Source organism: Cellulomonas sp. plas2, assembly GCF_057221735.1.
The window spans coordinates 295,166-311,594 of the sequence record NZ_CM170155.1 but is presented as its reverse complement, the minus strand read 5'-3'; the positions used below and the strand labels follow the sequence as shown (position 1 = coordinate 311,594).

Annotated in this window: 4 protein-coding genes; all 4 read right to left on the bottom strand. The window is 69.1% G+C overall.

Annotated features, from left to right (window positions below; translation table 11 throughout):
• Positions 1 to 149: 149 nt before the first annotated feature.
• Genes AC2TDM_RS01375 through AC2TDM_RS01360 form a run of 4 tightly spaced genes read right to left on the bottom strand, consistent with a single transcriptional unit; the run spans position 150 to position 16,421 of the window.
• Positions 150 to 2,375: a UvrD-helicase domain-containing protein gene (locus AC2TDM_RS01375; protein ID WP_484635595.1), complete on the bottom strand. Its 2,226-nt coding sequence runs from the start codon at positions 2,373 to 2,375 to the stop codon at positions 150 to 152.
• Positions 2,375 to 8,824 carry a DEAD/DEAH box helicase gene (locus AC2TDM_RS01370; protein ID WP_484635594.1) on the bottom strand — a complete coding sequence of 2,150 codons (6,450 nt, stop codon included), beginning with the start codon at positions 8,822 to 8,824 and terminating at the stop codon, positions 2,375 to 2,377. The genes AC2TDM_RS01375 and AC2TDM_RS01370 overlap by 1 nt, the downstream gene beginning before the upstream one ends.
• A complete protein-coding gene (locus AC2TDM_RS01365; RefSeq protein ID WP_484635593.1) occupies positions 8,821 to 13,512 on the bottom strand; it encodes an Eco57I restriction-modification methylase domain-containing protein in 4,692 nt (1,563 codons plus the stop codon). Before AC2TDM_RS01365 ends, AC2TDM_RS01370 begins: the two co-directional genes overlap by 4 nt.
• Entirely contained in the window at positions 13,509 to 16,421 is a 2,913-nt protein-coding gene (locus AC2TDM_RS01360) for a helicase-related protein (RefSeq protein WP_484635592.1), read from the bottom strand. The genes AC2TDM_RS01365 and AC2TDM_RS01360 overlap by 4 nt, the downstream gene beginning before the upstream one ends.
• Between the last annotated feature and the right edge of the window lie 8 nt (positions 16,422 to 16,429).

Sequence of the window (16,429 nt, the reverse complement as noted above, 5' to 3'; positions counted from 1 at the left end):
GGCTATTGGAAGGTACGGCCGCGCGAACACCCATGGCAGATGTAACACCAACACGCCCTCATCTGAGGCTTCGCACAGGAACGCTCCTGTACACGCCGGATCCGGGGTTGAATCGAGCCACCCGACGGGTCGCCTCTAGGAGGCGCTCGTCACCGACGAAAAACGACCAGTTCGTCCCGCGCTCGGGTCGCTGCAACGTACTCCAAAGATCGGTCACGTAGTTCGATGTCCGCCCTGTCTGCCCGGTCAAGCTCAGCGCGCATCGCTGCCTGCGCCGATGATCGCTGCCCGAGCGCCAGGGCCACCCTGGAGAACTCCGTGCCCTTGGCACGGTGCATCGTCATGACGAGCGGTCGACCCGCGGCCGGCCGCTCACGGTCGACAGCGCGCACGGCCACACCCCGCTCACCGAGTCCGTTCACCACCCTTTCCCGCCCCAACCGGTCGGGCACGAGCACGGCGATGGTCTCGGGCGCGGCCGCCGTGTCGAGCCATCCCCGGACGACGCCGGCCAGCACCTCGAGCTCCTCGGTGATGCTGCTCGTCTCGATGACCCGCGGCGCGGGGCCGGTACGGGCGGAGCGGTAGCCCGTGACCTCCGCCTGGCCTTCCTCGATGTCGACGTATTCCGCACCGGAAAGCACATCCATGGCGTACTTCAGGTTCTGAGCCGTCGTCCGGTAGTTCAGCGTGAGCCGCCGCGACCGCCCCACCACGCTGATTCCGTAGCGGCCCAGGACCATACGGGGCCCGTATATCCGTTGGTGCGAATCCTCCGCGATGAACAGGTCGTCGGGACCAGGAGCCGCGAGCGCGCGCAGCAGCTGCCAGTGCGTCGGCGACAGGTCCTGCCCCTCGTCGACGAGCACGTGATCCGCCTGACGCTCCCCCGCTGCGGCACGCTGCTCGAGGTGAGCAGCCGCGACCGCGGCGGCTTCGGCAAAGTCGAGCGTGCCGTCGACGCGGTTCCGCGCCCGGTAGGACTCGAGGATTTCCCAGACGGCGAGCCGCTGCGCACGGGCGAGGGCCACGCCGCGCCCAGGGCGACGCACGCGCAGATACTGCTCAGCGCCGGCGACCCGGTTGGGGAGGACGACAAGCCCGTACTCGGCCGCGAGGAAGGTCTCATTTGCTATAGCCGGCGGCAACGCTGTTGCGGCCGCCTCGACAACGGCCCGCCATCTCGCGGCGGGCGTGCGTCCCGTGACCTCGCTCCGTCTATCCCCGAGCACCGCCTCTGCGGCGTCCGCCAGTCCGACGCCCGCCCGTCGCAGCACGGCAGCCGCCAGCGCGTCGACGCTGGTGATGTGCACACCGGGCGCGCCGAGAGAGGGCGCGATCGAGATGTGAGCGTCGAGCTGTACGAGGCTGTCGCGGAGGTGATCGGCGAGATTGGTCGTGAAGGTGGTCAGGACTATGCGCGCACCGGGGTTGCGCAAAGCCAAGGCGCGAGCACGGTGGATCAGCACGACTGTCTTGCCCGTCCCCGCGCCGCCGGAGAGCCGGAATGGGCCGTTGTACTGCCGGTCGACGTAACGACGCTGCTCGGGGTGCAGGAAGACTCGCCATGCACCGAAGTCCCCTGCCTCGATCACGCGTCGAAGCTCGTCCTGATCGCCGATGAAGGCGAACTGCGCCTGGGCGCCGGGCCGCTTGAGTGCGTCGAGAAGGTCGGCGTCCTCGTCCCCGGTGGGTTCGACGCGCTGAAGCTCGAGCCGGTCGACGATGTCGTCGACCGCGTCTCCGGTGGCGAGGTCGACGAGGATCATCCCGATCCACGAGCCCTCGTGTGGCTGCGCCAAGGCGAGCATCGCGTCCTCGTCGGGAACCGACAGAGCAGCGTCCGCCACCTCTCCCGGGATGCCGAGCCGGTCGACCAGGTCCTCGCGGGTGCGTCCCAGCCGGAGCAGGAGCGGTTCGTCGTTACCGCCGGACGTGCCCTCGTCCGCCGCCCCGGCGGCGGCGGTGCCCTCGCCGGTCGACAGTGCAACTCCTCCGACGCTCGGCTCGGGAGCCACGAGGCCGGCCGGCGCAGCGTCCGGGCCGACCGCCACTTCCTCGATCAGCGGCAGCCCATTGATGGGGTTGACCTTGAGCCGCACCCGCTTCGCCACCGCGATCGCGTCGTCGTGGGGCCACACACCGTGGATGACGTAGTGCGCTTCGCCGTCACTGTCGAGGCGGAACATCACGGCGCGGTAGAACTGGTCGACCCGGCCGGTCCGCACCCGCGGGTCAGCCGACTGATGGATCGGCTCCACGTGCAAGCCAGGCATTGCGTCGTCCGCGGTCAGCTTCTCCAGGAACGTCATGGCTTTGGCCTTGACCGAGCCGTCGAGCTTTCCGGCCATCTTCGTCATGATGATCGTGGGCATCAGGTTCCACTCCCTCGCTCGGTCGCGCCGACGCCGGCCAGTGCTGCGGCGATGAGCTCCACCTGGGGCTCGACCACCATCCATCCGGCCTTGGTCAGATCCGCCCGGTCGTCCTCCGACATCCCCGTGGTCCGGACTGCGATGCGAGCATCCGGCCACGAGATGTCGATCGGGATTCCGTCCGGGCCCTCCTCTCCCACCGCGGGCGGCCGGACGTCGTGGTGGCTCGCCATGACGAGCACGAGTTCTCGCTCGAGGCCAGGCTCGGCGGCCTCGTAGACCGGACCCCATCCGGGCGGGAGGCCGTCCGTCGCACTTCCGTCCGGCCCGCTCGCGGTGACCGGTCCTACGGGGGCCGGCACGGCTGCCGGCTCGGCTGCGAGCAGTCGCGTCGTCGTGATGGTGGTCGGCCAGTCGCGCAGAGCCAGCGCGTTCGAGACCCGCAGCCACTCCCGCCACGCAGTCGCGTGCGCGTCCGTGAGTACCTCGTCGCGGTCGTCCAGCACGACGGCGACGTCGAGCACGTTGTCCCGTGGCTCCACCGCGACCGCCAAGGCACCGTGCTGCCAGACCGCGACTCCTCGCCCCGGACCGGTACCGGTGATCGAAGCGCCACGCAGACGCGCGTCGGCCAAGGCGGCAAGGCTCACGCCTCCGGGGGCCACCGCCTGCCCCCCCAGCGAGGCGGCCGCGTGTGCCGCCAGCAGATAGGGCACGGCACGCGCCACCGTCGCGCGATCACCGGGCGCCGGCGCGGCGATCCAGCGCAGGAGGAAGTCCACCGGGCCGAGGGCCAAGGTGTCGTAGGCACTCGGCGAGGCCATGAACTCCGGCCGGCTGATCAGCTGGCCGATCGCTCCCGTCGCCAGCCAAGCCGGCGGCTGGACCGTCGCCGCCTCGGCGTCTCGCAAGTCGTCGGCGGTGACCCCGAGGACGAAGTGCCCGACGTCGCGCAGCACGGCACGCTTCTCGGCGTCGTCCTCCAGGCGGTTGCACCCCGGCACGGCATGGAACATCCGCCCGTCGGTGAAAATCGCCACCCACGGCACGGACGTGTCGTTGGACTGCAGGACGAAGTCCGGGCGTGAGTTCTCGAGGTGAAGCTGTGGCTTGAGGACCCACTGGCGCGGCGAGCCCGGCAGCACGAAGCGCAACGTGTTCCCCCACGCGCCGGGGACCTCGGTGAGGCTCGCCCCGACCGCCTTAAGACGGTCGATGAGCACCTTGCGGAACCACTGCTCGAGGTAAGACTCCGGGTTCACCTTGTCGGGTGGGATCCTGGTGATCGTCCACGTCACGTCGTCCGCCGTGGCCGCGTCGCCGCCCAACCCCAGGAGCGCCTGAAGATGACGCTCCGCAGAGGCGCGCGAGACATGGCCGACGGCCCCCGGCGCGACGAATGGCAACAGGCAGCGATGGCACGCCTGGCGCTGCTCCTCTCGGCACTCGCAGTCGCGCACCCGCTCCCATGCCGTGGTCAGGACGGCGCGCATCTGCTCGTGGTCGGCGAGCTCGGCAAGGTAGCCGGTGCCGCCGGGGACGATGTCGTGCAGCAGCAATCCCTCGTGGTTGTCGGTGCCGTCGGTGTGCGTCGGGTCGACGACCGCGGCCACCTGGATGTGGTCGGGGTGACCGCCGAGCTGCTCACGCAATCCCAGGAGAACGGCGGCGGACAGGCTCGGGACGGCGAACGTGTCGCCGACCGTCACCGTGTACGGGAGTCGCAGGAGCAGCCCTTGCGTCCGCAGGGTGCGCGAAAGGGCGACCGACCGGGTGTTCTCGGTGACGGCGTCACGGTAGGCGCACCAGGGCCGGTGCTCGTGCCGCTTGTTGCGACCGGTATCCGTATCGAGCTTTCCGCAGCCCGCGCAGAGCCGGAAAAGACCGGCAGGCCGCTCGTCGCCGGCGATGAGGCGCGTGCCTCCCTGCCCGGGGATCCCGGCGTTGATCCAGCGCAGGTCCATCGAGCGCAGGTACGTGCAGCCGAGTTCGGTCTCCTCGACGAACCACTGGTCGCCCATGTGCGCGCGGTCGACGTCGGCCGCGAGGAAGATCTGGAACCGCTTGGCGTCCCGCTCATCGCGCCGGTCGGAGATCATCGCCTCGTCGCGCCGAACCTCGGCGGTCACGTGCGTCAGCTCGACGACCTCGATCCGCTGACCGGTGTCCGCGATCCCTGGCGAGCCGCATCGGGGGCACTGGCTCAGCTGGAGCGGCGTGGCGCCCAGCTCCGTGTCGGTGCCGAAACCGCACGCGGGGCAGAACGCCCACGGTCGGATGGCCTCGCCGTCCATGCCGAGGTCGACGGCGTCGATTTCGATCTCCCAGCCGCGTGCGTAAAACGTGCCCCCAGGCGCGAACTCGCGGATCGCCTGGGCGGCCCCCCGCTGGAAGGCGACGTGCTCGCTCTGGAACGTGCCGCTGTCCGGGTCGGTCCAGCTCAGGCCGACGTCGAGCGTCACCGAGTCGTCGAGGAGGGTGTAGTTAGGCAGGACGCCATACTCCTCAAGGACCGCGATCCAGTGCTCGCTGCGCAGATGCGCGAGCTGCCGCGTCGTCATCTTGCGGGCCGTCTTCGCGGACTTCAGTGTCCGCTTGTCGTCGTCGGTGGCGGCGGGCGATTGCGCGAGCTTCTCGAGCTCAGGGAGCACGGCCTCGATCGCGTCCAGCCGGTGCTTGAGAGTCTCCACCGTCCCCTGCCACCGCTGGCTCGCTGCGTGCAGGTGCGCGGCGAGGGCGCTGGTGCCGGGTCCGTCCTGAGGCAGGACCCACTCCTTTAGGGCGTCGAGCGCCCCCTCCCCCACGCCGTCGAGCGTGGCGCTGAAGCGGATGAGGTGGTCCTCGACGCCGCTCTCGGCCAGCTCGATGAGCTCGCCGAGGAACGTCCCGGGCTCGGTGGACCCGATAGCGGCGGTGGCCTTGCGCGGGTGCGGCCGGCCTTTGTCACGCGCCATGGCATCCACGAGGTGTGCCGTGTACTGGCGACGCAGGATCTCCTCGGCTTCGATGTAGGTGGCGGGTGGGCGGACCTCGCCGTTGATGACCGACAGCGGGTCGCCGAGCTTCGGCAGGTGGTCGCCGCGGCCGGTGACATAGGCCAGGTTCAGGGCGTTGCCTGTCAGTCGGCCTGCGCGGCCGACGCGCTGCAGGTAAGAGGCCACCGTTCGGGGCAGCGACGCGAGGAACACCGTCGACAGGTCGCCAATGTCGATGCCCATCTCGAGGGTGGGCGTCGCGACGAGGACGTTGGGCGCCTGCGGGTCGACCTGTGCGCTCTTGAAACCGTCCTCGTACGCGAGCCGCGTCTCGTCGTCGAGCAGGCTCGTGTGCTCTCGCGCGACGACGCGGCGCATGTCGGGCGAGGAGTACAGCCGCCGGTAGAACCCATCGCTGACCGGGACGGGCCGGAGCCTCCCGTGACACCGGACGGCCAGGCATGGGGCACCGTCGAGTTGGGCGACCGCATTGGCCGTGCCGGGGGTGACAGCGCGGCACAGGGTGCAGGCGAGCATGTGTCGCCCCGTGGCGAGGTCGTCGTCGTCCGTGGGCACGACGACGACGCCGGAGGCAGGGATGGCGTAGACGCTGCCGCCGGACTGGCTCGGGGTCTCGAGCAGGACGCCGTCCTTAGCCAGCCGCTCGAGCAGGAGCCGGACGAGCTTTCCGCCGTCGGGCGGGCTCACGGGCAGGACGCGTGACGTCCACCGCGAGTACCAGGACTGCGGCGACGTGACGGGGTCCAGGCCGGACTCCCGCCCCTTGTCGGTGGCGCCGCCGATGCGCGGGTAGGCAGGGGCCGGTCGACCTCGCGGGAACGCCGGCATCCCCTCCCCGCGGGGCCGGCCACCCCAGATTGACCACCGGGCACCGTCCTCGGTGCGGTACTTCGCGAACCAGTCGTGGTCGATCGCGCCCTGGGCGCGCATGCGGTCCAGCACGCCGCGGACCCACTGGACAAGAACCCGGTCGTCCGGGTCCTGGCTTGGCCCGTCGAGAGTCCCGTGGAGGGCGAACCCCTGCAGCGCCGCGCGCGCAGCCCGGAGCATGCGATCCGGGTGCGCGTCAACCTCTGCGGCGACAGCCCCGGTGAGCTCGAGCGTGCGGCCGGTGCGCGAGTTCAGGCCAAGTTCCATCGCTGCGTCGAAGGCGAGCCGGCGCTTGACGCGCGAGCGGACGGTGGCGGAGACCGCGCGCAGGGTGGGTGCCTGCCAGAAGGACCGGAATGAGTCACGGTCGGAACAGTCGGGCGCAACGACGCGGTACCTCGCGAACGGGTCGTCGCCGGCCCGGCGGATGACCTCGTCCACCAGGGCGTCAAGCGTGAGCGGCCCGTCGCTGACGGCTTCACGCAGTGCCGCGCGCAGGGTCAGCGTGTGCGACCGGGCTTGGACGAAGCCCGCGCGGTGGGCGGCGTCCTGCACGGAATCGGTGAAGACGAGAGCCTTCTTCTCGCGGGCGTCGAGCTCTCCGGAGCCGAACAGCGTGGACAGCGAGACGGAGAGCAGTGTCGCGATCGCGGACCCGAGGAACCGGATGCCGTCCTCCTGCCCGCAGGACGGGCAGGTGTCGTCGCGGGCGGCCTTGTCGTCGTCCTTGCCGACGGTCGTCAGGACCGGGAGCACCCAGCCGTCGAGGAGGTCGGGGTCGTCGTCCGGCGGTGCGGCCGGGAGGAGGGCGCGACCGTTGACCGCGAACCACACCAGGCCTTCGACGGGCTCACCACCGCGGACGTGGACGTCGTCCGCCTCGCCGGGCGCGTAGATCAGCGCGCGGAAGCGGCCCTCCTTCATGGCGTGATTGCGACGGATGCCCTCGTCCTCGCCCGCGAGGTCCGTGCCGACCGGCGCAAGGCCGACGCCCCAGCCGGAGCGGCCGCAGTGACGGCAGTACAGGGCGGGGAAGGACGGTCGGAGGTCGCCCGTCTCGGCGAGGGGCGGGCCGTCGTCGGACCAGCGGAAGCGCGTCGTGGCGTCGGCGGCGCGGTCGATCCGGGTCAACTCCCGTACCCAGAGGTGGACGTCGACCGACAGGGCGTCACGCCCGGCGAGCGCGCGGACATGACCGAGGAGCGCGACGACGTGGGTGAAGAAGGCCTCCCAGGCGCTATCCGTACCCGACGACGCCAGCGCCGCGGTGCCGGTCTCGCCGAGCACCGCGCGCGGCAAGTCCTCGAGCGCCACCGCGTCCGCGGCAGCCGCGGCGAGGGCCTGCACGAGCGGGTGCGCCCGGACAGCATCGAGTAGATGGTCCGCGTCGACCTCAGGTGATGTGAGCGCGCCTAACGGGGCGTCAGCGCCGCCGTAGAGGTGCTGCAGGACCACCCCGCTGAGCGCCGCGGGCGACGGGTCGTGGTCCTCGCTCAGGTCGTCGATCTCGCGGAGCGCACCGGCGACGTCGATGCCACTGGCCGTCTGCGCGACCAAGCCTGCCGCGGCGACGCGCTCAGCGGCATCGCCCACCCACTCTTCGCGACTCAGCCGCGACTCGGTCACGACGGCGTCGGCCTCGAAGACCTCACCGAATACGGTGCGAGCGAACTCGACCATCACGGCGGGGTCCCCCTTGTCGCCGAGCGTCGCTGACGTCGCGACGGGCGTGATGCGGCCCAAGGGTCGCCGACGGTCGTCCTCGGTGACACGCGGGTCGCCGTCCGCCCAGTGACTCTTGAGCGTCAAGCCGAGCCGCCGGAGCAGCATCGCCACGTCGGTGCCCTGCGCGCCGTCGTAGGTGTGGAACTCGTCAAGCACGAGGTACTGCAGGCTCGTCGCGCTCTGCCGCCAGATCTCCTGGTCGTCGCGGCGGAGCAGGAGCTGGTCGAGCATCTTGTAGTTGGTGAGCAGGATGTCGGGCGCGGAGTCGCGAATGACGCCGCGGTCGGTGATGAGTCCGTCGGCCGTGACGGACGTTCGCGGCGGCCCGTCCTGACCGGTGTAGAGCGCCGCCGTGACGCTTCGCAGGGCCGAATGGGTCGTCAGCAACTTCGTCAGTCGCAGCGCCTGGTCGTTGGCCAGGGCGTTCATCGGATAAAGAATCAGCGCCTTAGTGCCCATAACACCATCCCTCCGCGCGCGGAGGACGTGGTCGAGGATGGGGTAGAGAAAGGCCTCGGTCTTTCCCGACCCCGTGCCGGTGGTGACAAGTGTGGGCTGGGGCCGACGCCGTTCGCCGGTGACGAAGGATGAGAGCCGCGCGAACGCGGCGGCTTGGTGCCCGTAGGGCGTAAAGCCCTCGTACCACTCGAGGCTCTCTCGCCACCCCTCGGCGGCCGGCCGAAACGGGAGGCGCAGGCGGACGTACGGCCCCTTGAACATTCCTGATTCGGGGTCCGCCAAGAACTGGTCGAGGGCATCACTGGCGTCCGCGTCCGTGAGTGCGAACGTCGTAACCAGGTAGTCAAGCAGTCCTCGCTGTACACGCTCTGCCTGAGTCGTCGGTAAGAGCTCACTCACGACCGCTTCGCCAGCCGCCGCTCGAACTCGACATAAGCCTGCCCCATGTCAGCCTCGCGATCAAGCGTCACAAAGGGCAACTCGTACGCATAGGCAATGCCACTGCCCGGGTGAATAGCGGTGAGTTCATCATCGGTGATTCGATCGCCCTTTTTGCGCCACACGCTCAAAACGGATGTTGGCACAACCCTGCCTGCCGAGTCAAACCAGTACTTCGCCCGGTCGAATTTGGCAAGAACGGGAAACTGCGTGCGGTAGAGCGCCTTCAGGTCCTCTGCCGAGACCCCCACTGATAGCGCCACAATAGCGTCAAGCTCAAGCAGCGCCTGCCGCCTCTCGATCGCCCTACGAAGGGGCACGTCCATGGACCATTCTGGCGACATTAGCCGTAGCGGACCGGCACCAGGAAGTTCCGCGCGCGTCCAAGTTGCCTCCTGGAACTCTGGAAGGTACGCATCCCGCCACAGAGGCGCATAGGCGTCGGACATGGCGTTCAAGCGGAGCACGCGGATAGCGACATCTGCATACAGCGGCCCGAACGACGGCAGAGGCAGCCGGTTCATTACATTGGATCTGATAGTGGACTTTGGAGCTACACGCACACAGAAATCGGAGATCAATGACGCGAGCGCGCCAGCGGCGCTGATTAGCGCTTCGAGCCCTTCGCTCGGAAACGCCAGAGAGTGCACCCCATCGACGTGGGCAGCCCCCGGAGGAATGATTGCCGGCATGAGGGTCCGCTGTCCAACGTTGTCAGCCATTGTCCGCCACGCGAGCCGAAAGAAGTCGAGCGCAGAAGCGCCTTCCCAACTTGTATAGCGTCTGCGGTAATCGACCGGAGCGACGATCGGCCGAAATGAAACAATTGGCAGTTCGGCCGCAGAGACGGCTTCGAGGTCGTACTCCGTGGTGTCCTGATTGTGGCGCATCGTCTCGTTGGGGCGCTTGTAGAACGGCGTCGCTACGAAAAAGAATGGCCCCTGCAGAACTGCATCGGCCCAACTTCCGACCGAACCCCAGCGGACGTCGATCGCCCCGCCCGCAGCCGTGTCCTGGCCTTCAACCCAACCCGAGGAGTACCGCGCTCCTGAGTCACTTATGCGTTCTGATGACAAGGCCGCTTCGAGGACGGCAGCCGAACTTCGACCAGAGAGAAAAAGCATGCGGGTCTCACGCGCAGGATGAGACGACTCGCCCAGAACGTCACTCCAGGCAACGAGCGCCTGATCCGTGACGGTCGTTACGCGGCTCGCGTGCGGACGAGTGTCCCATCCCCCATCTGCGTCCCGGAGGCCAGGCTCAGGTCCCGAACCGTCATGTATTAGTGACTTCTCAGCGGTTGACGGGTGATACAGAGAAACGGCATTCATGAATTCAACCGCGCCTCGGGAGGCGCCGTAGACGTGGACACCGTAGCGCTTGTTGTCTTTGATCTCAAACAGCATGAGCGCATTAATGAACTGCCAATGCCTCCTAAGCCGCGAGTAGGCGGCTGACCGGAGCCCGCCCGCCTTCTCGTCGGTGAAGTGTGACTCGGGGTGGATAAGCGCGACGATCCCGCGGCCGCCGCGGGATCGCCACGTGCGCTCCATGAAGCAGCGATACAGGTCCGGCTGCAGCCCGGCTAGGTGAGGGAAATGTTGCACCGAGCCCGTGAATGCGGCGATTGAAGCGACTTCAGAAGTGCCGTCCACTACAAGGTCGGCCACTCCGGGCTCAGCCAGAGTGGAAACTCGACGCTTGGCAATCTCGCCCTGAGTGACCCGGGCCTTGAGTTGCCACCATGGGTCGCCTTCCGCAAGCAGGGCGTCTACATCGGCACGAGGGCGCACCCACGGCGGATTCCCCACCTGAACATCGAATCCACCGTTGGCGAAGACTTTTCCGAAGTCGAGCTCCCAATGGAAGAAGCCTTGCTCCGAAGCGATCGCCTCACAAACCTGCAGCCACGGATGAGCATCAAGCAACTTCGCCATCGTCATCGCGCTGGCGAAGCCGCGGTCCAAGTCCTCGAAGTCGTTGAGTTGGTCCCAGGCCGTCCCGGCGCCGAGGGTCTGGTTGCCGCCCGCCTGTGTGCGGGCCTTGCCGGCGTGCCTGCCCAGCAGCATCTGCAGCGCGTCGATCCACTGTTGCAGCGTCGGCGGCTGGATGCGCTCGACCCGTCCATCGACCTGGCGGGCGGTGAGCGTGTCAGTGAGCGGCCAGAACCACATCGCGCACCATGCGTCCATCACGCGGCGTAGCCGTCGGTAGGCGCCGCTCGCGTCGGCGAGCGCCACCTCGATCTGCTCGCGCTGCACCGCACCACCGGCGGGCAGCCCGTCGGCCCCCCATAGTGGGATCGCTCGTCGAATCTCCCGCTCGGCAAGCTTGAGCCGCTGCAGCGCGATCTGCCAAAGCGCCTCCACTCGGTACGAGAGGTCGGTCAACGCGTCAACCTGGGCCCTTGTCGGCTTCGCCTGCACGGCGGAGCGCCACGCCTTCAGGCGAGCCAATGCCTCGGGCGCGAGCTCCTTCGCCTCCTTGGCGTCGACCGCGGCCCCCCACCCGGGCGCCGGAAGGAGGAAGTGGTGGATGCCACCGTCGATCCCGCTGGCCAGTCCACCCGTCCGAATGTCCTCGGCGAGGGACGACAGAGGCACGTCCCTCGGGACGTCCTTAAGGTAGGCCTTACTCAGCACCTGGTCCCGGCGGAAAACCGCCCGTCTGGCCCCGATGAGGGAGTTCCCTCGCCGCAGGTGGAGGCCAAACCACGGTGCGTCGAGACCCTGCACCATCGTGTCGAGCCAAAGGGAAATTTCGGCGAGCTCCACCGCCGTCGCGTTAAGGTCGACCCCGTAGACGTTGTGGAGCGCCAAGTACGCCTTGACCTCCTGCAGCCGGCGCGGGTACTCATCGGGATCAATCCGCTGGCCGAGTTCCTTCTGCCGACGTTGCAAGTAGTGCTCGGCCAGTTGGCGCACGGCCTCGATTGCGAACGCCCCGGACCCCAGGGCCGGTTCGCAGACCGTCAGTTCGAGGATGTCCGCGGCGGGCGTCGTCGTGCCGTCCTGGTCGAGCAGCTCCTCGAGTGCTTGCCCGACTGTGAAGCGCGTGAGGACTTCCGGCGTGTAGTAGGAAGCCGACTGTTGGCGCTCCCGGCCGGCGAGCCGAAACACGAACGAGCCGCGCTTGTGCACAACGGGCTTCGCCTCATCCGTCGCCGCGTCCGGATCGCGCACAAAGTCATTCGGGCTGATGCCGGCCGCGCGCTCAACGGGAATGACCCACGAGCCCTTGCTCGCATCGCCACCCTTGGCCACCTCGTACAGGTCCGTCTCGGCGAAGAATCCGGTGTAGGACATCAGCCCCTCGTACACCGCGCCCAGCTGATTGATGCCCAGCTCGGCGTATGAGATGAAACCACGGTCCCTGCCGCGGGACTCCTTGCTCAGAAGCAAGCGGTTGAGCACCCGCTGCACGGCCGCGTTGCCGAGCCCGACGGCGTCGATGTGCGCGGTAGCCTCCGGCTTGAAGAGGTCCGCACGGAGCGGGTTGAAGATAAGGCCATCGCCGGAGACAGAGTCCGCGCCGGCGCCCTCGCGGGGCGAGTGCCCGCCGTCGACCAGGCGGAACAGCACACCGAGCGAGTCGTAGAGATGCGTCCCGCTCTGAGCCCTAGGCGAGGCGAGCACGACCTGCACAAGTTCGCGCAGCCGGTCGAGGCTGTACCCCTGCGCGTACTCGGGGTCACCGATCGGGAGGACATCGAGCTCGGGCGACGCCTCGGCGTACAGGAGGAAGAGGATCCGGTAGAGGAACCGTAGGGACTGCTTGGCGAGCGGCTGCGCCTCCTCGGTGGGGAGCGCATCCAGGCCCTTGTCCCTGCGCCGAGCGACGACCTCGTTGGCGATGACCTCGATGGAGAGCCGGACGCCGTCACGCAGGTCCTGCGAGACGCCGACCGTGTGCTTGACCGACTCCTCGAGCACGCTGTGCCACCACAGCGCGCCGTCGGCGTCCGGGGCGATGGACTCGGCCGCGAGGCATGTGAGCGCGCGGTCGATCTCTCCCCCGCGCTTGGCGTCATTTCGCTCCGCCACCAGCTGGATGTCGACTGCCAGGTAGCGGCCTTCGGCCCACCGCTCGCGCTCGGCGAGCAGGGCCCAGCGGCCGGCGAGGACCAGCACCAGGTCGGGCGCCTCGTCCTGCACGAACAGCGCCGAGACGAGCCGGGCGGTCGAGGTGTACCCCACCTCGTTGAGCTCGACCGGCACGGGAAGGGTTCGACCGTCCTTCGCGAGCAGCTCCTCGACCGCGCCGACTGCCGAGCCCAGGACCACCGCCAGCGGCGCACCCTTGGTGATGCCCGGGGCGGAGACGGAAAGCACGCGCCCGTCACGTGTGACCTCGAGGCCGTGGTCGCACAGCCCGAGGAGGGTGACCAGTCGCTCGTGGACGTCGTCCGCGGCCGCGGTGGCCGCGACGGGATCGGTGATCTCGCTGAGCGCAGCGAGGTCGATCTCGAGCTGCTGCCGCGCGGACGCGAAGCGGGATCGGACCGTGGGGCGACCCTCGACCTCCTCGGCGTCCCACGCCTTGCGGCGCTCGAGCACCTTGGCCTGGAACGATTGGGACTTGGCGTCGGTGGTGAAATAGTGCTCGGAGATCCACGCTTCGCCGACAACGATTGCGTCCGAGGGGTTCACGGCTGCGCCACCGGTGTCGAGGCGGGGACGACGACCAGTAGCGGCCGCACCAGCTGTCGGTCAGGTGCCATCGCGGCGACCAGCTCCTTCTCCTGCTCCACGCCGACCCGGCTGAGCTTCAGCGTGCCGCGCTGGGCTTCCCGGTCGGCCTCGGTGGTCCAGCGGTCCAGTCGGTTCGACCACTCCTCGACCCGACGCGCGACGTCGGTCTCGGCCGCAGCGAAGAGGGAGCGCATCTGGGCCCGCGCCTTCTGCACGGCTGCGGGGATCAGCCGCTCCAGGGTGTCGGCGCCCGCCACCGGCCCGGGGTTGGCCGTCGGCGCGACGAGGTCAAGCGCCTCGAGTGCCGCTGCAGCGGACTCGTAGGGCTCCATCAGGACGAAGGTTGTGTTGTCGGGCGACGGGAACTCGGCAGTCAGCCAGGACGCCGCGACGACTTGTCCGCGCCGGTTCGTCAGCGTGCCCAGAAGCAGCACCGTCGGGGAGTCCACACCCCCACGGACGGCGAACACCTCGTTGCGGCCGAGCTGGGCGAGCGCCCGGTCCGAGGCCCACTCGAGGACGGGGTGCAGTGGGGCGAGGTAGTGGGCGTCGGGCCAGCTGGAGTCGCTGTCGTCGGACAGTGCGGCCGCGAGCCGCGCCTTGCCCCGCTCGGGGTTGGTCGCAAGCTGGAGCTTCTCGCCGATGCGCCGGTCAGCAAGGTAGGACTGCGGCAGGACCTCCAGACGCTGCAGGAGATCGCGCGGGGGCACCAGCTCCGCGGTACCAAACGCCTCGTGGTGGCGCCACGCGACTCCGGCGTTCGACGGGGGGCCTGCCGGGTCGACAAAGGCGGCGTGGAGAGCGTCGTCGAGGTAGGCGATGTCATCGTGGTAGAGGCCGGTCGTGGGCGCCGCGGTTGTCGCGCCGACCGGCGGCGGCGCGACCTCAGCACCGGCGGCCGGAGCGTCGAAGAGGCGGGCGAACATGCCCGCGAGGTCGTCGCCGGCTGCGACGTCCTGGACCGTCTTGACGACGTCGTCGAGGTGCTTCTGGCCGGCGAGGACCTTGCGGATCTCCTCCTCCTCGCCCTTGACGTCGTACTGACCCATGAGGGAGGCGACGTCCCCGAGGGCGCCGTGGGCCTCGTGCTCTTTCTCCATCAGCTTCGCTAGCACGCGCACGTCCCCCGCGAAGCCGTCGCTCGTCGGGTCGAGCAGCAGGGTGGTGATGCGCGGGGGGTGCTTCTGTCCGTAGCGGTCGATGCGACCATTGCGCTGCTCGATGCGGATGAGCGACCACGGGATGTCGAAGTGGATGAGTTCGTGGCACTGGGCGTGAAGGTTCACGCCCTCCGACGCGACATCACCCGTCACCAGCACGCGGATGTCGGCGTTCGCCTGCTTGAAGGCGTCGACGATGCGCTGCTGCTCGTCGTCGGGCAGGCCGCCGTGCATGATCTCGACCGCGCCGGCCGGTACGCCGAGGTCGCGGCGAAGCTGTCGCTGCAGCCAGTGAAGCGTCGCTATGCGCTCCGCGAAGACGACGGCACGCGCCGGCGAGCCCTTGCCAACACCGATCTCGCGTAGGTGGGCCAGGAGCGCCTGGTACTTCGCGGACGGCTGGGTGAGGGCCGTCTCAGTGAGCGCTAGCAGCCGAGCAAGGGCGTCGTCCTCGCGGGTCGTCGCAGGGCCGGGCGCGGCGGAGATGCGGCGGCGACGCTCGTTGATGCTGTCCCGAAGGGCGGCAGGCGAGGAAAGGAACGCCTTCGCGAGCGTCCACGGGAACAGCGCGGCGTTCTGGCCCGAGTAGGGGCTGGTGCCGCTGCTCGGGTGCAGCCAGACGTCGTCGAGCTCATGCGCGATCGCGTCCTCAGCCGGCGTCGCCGGGATGAGAAGGTTCGACGGCTCCTGCCGTTCAGCCCAGTCGGCGCCGACGACCTGAGCGACCTCGGGGCTGTGCCGGTGGCGGCGGATGACGAGGCGCTTGACCTCCGCCTCGACGAGCTCGCCGTTGGGGCGGACCGCCGAAGGGTCGAGCAGCCTTACGAGCTCGGCGAAAGAGTCGCGGCGGCCGTTGTGCGGTGTCGCAGAGGCGAGGATCAGCGCGTCCGCGTTCCGTGCCAGTACCCGGGCGAGGCGGTTGTTCTGCGTCGCCGAGTTGGAGAGGTTATGCGACTCATCGATCACCACCGCATCCCAGCGCTGCTTGGAGAGGTGGGCGACGTAGCGGTCCGACTTCAGGGTGTCGATCGAAATGATGACGCGCCGGTAGTAGGTGAACGGGTTGCGGGTGGCCGGCAGTTTTTGGCGGACCCGCTGGATGCCGGCCGAGTCCAGGCGTACGAACGGCAGCGCGAAGCGGGACCACATCTCGTGCTGCATCTGCTCGAGGACGTGCCGCGGCGTCACGATGAGGATCCGGTCGCCGCGTCCCCGCCGGACGAGCTCGGACAGGATCATCCCGATTTCGAGCGTCTTGCCGAGGCCGACAGCGTCGGCGAGCAGGATGCGCGGGCGCAGGTTCGCCGGGTCCAGCGCTTGGCGGACAGCGGACCGCTGGTAGCTCAGGGCGTCGGCCAGCGCGCGCGTCGAGACGGTCAGGGACTGCTCCGCGAGTGGCACCGCCGTCTTGCGGATTGTCGACTCGAGCCAGAGGCGCGCGGTCCGGTAGTGAGGGCTGCTGTCCGCGCGCACCTTCGCCGCGGCGGGATCGAGCGGGCTGATGCCGTCGAGGCTCTCGAAGAACGCCGCCTCGGTGTCTCGGACCAGCTCGCTGAGGCCCTGGACTCGGACGAGGAGACCGTCGGCGGTCTGCTCGGTCGTGCGGACCAGCCACTCCTCGTCGCGGACCACGACGACCGACCCCGGCGCGATCGTCGCTGAGTCGCTTGCCTCCGGCGGCGCGCCCGCCTCAGTCACTGCTGCCATGCCTCCGA

What these genes read in the sequence shown, in the direction of transcription:
- AC2TDM_RS01375 (WP_484635595.1), bottom strand. Translation starts at nt 2,375, where the DNA reads ATGCCCACGATCATCATGACGAAGATGGCCGGAAAGCTCGACGGCTCG.
- AC2TDM_RS01360 (WP_484635592.1), bottom strand. Translation starts at nt 16,421, where the DNA reads ATGGCAGCAGTGACTGAGGCGGGCGCGCCGCCGGAGGCAAGCGACTCA.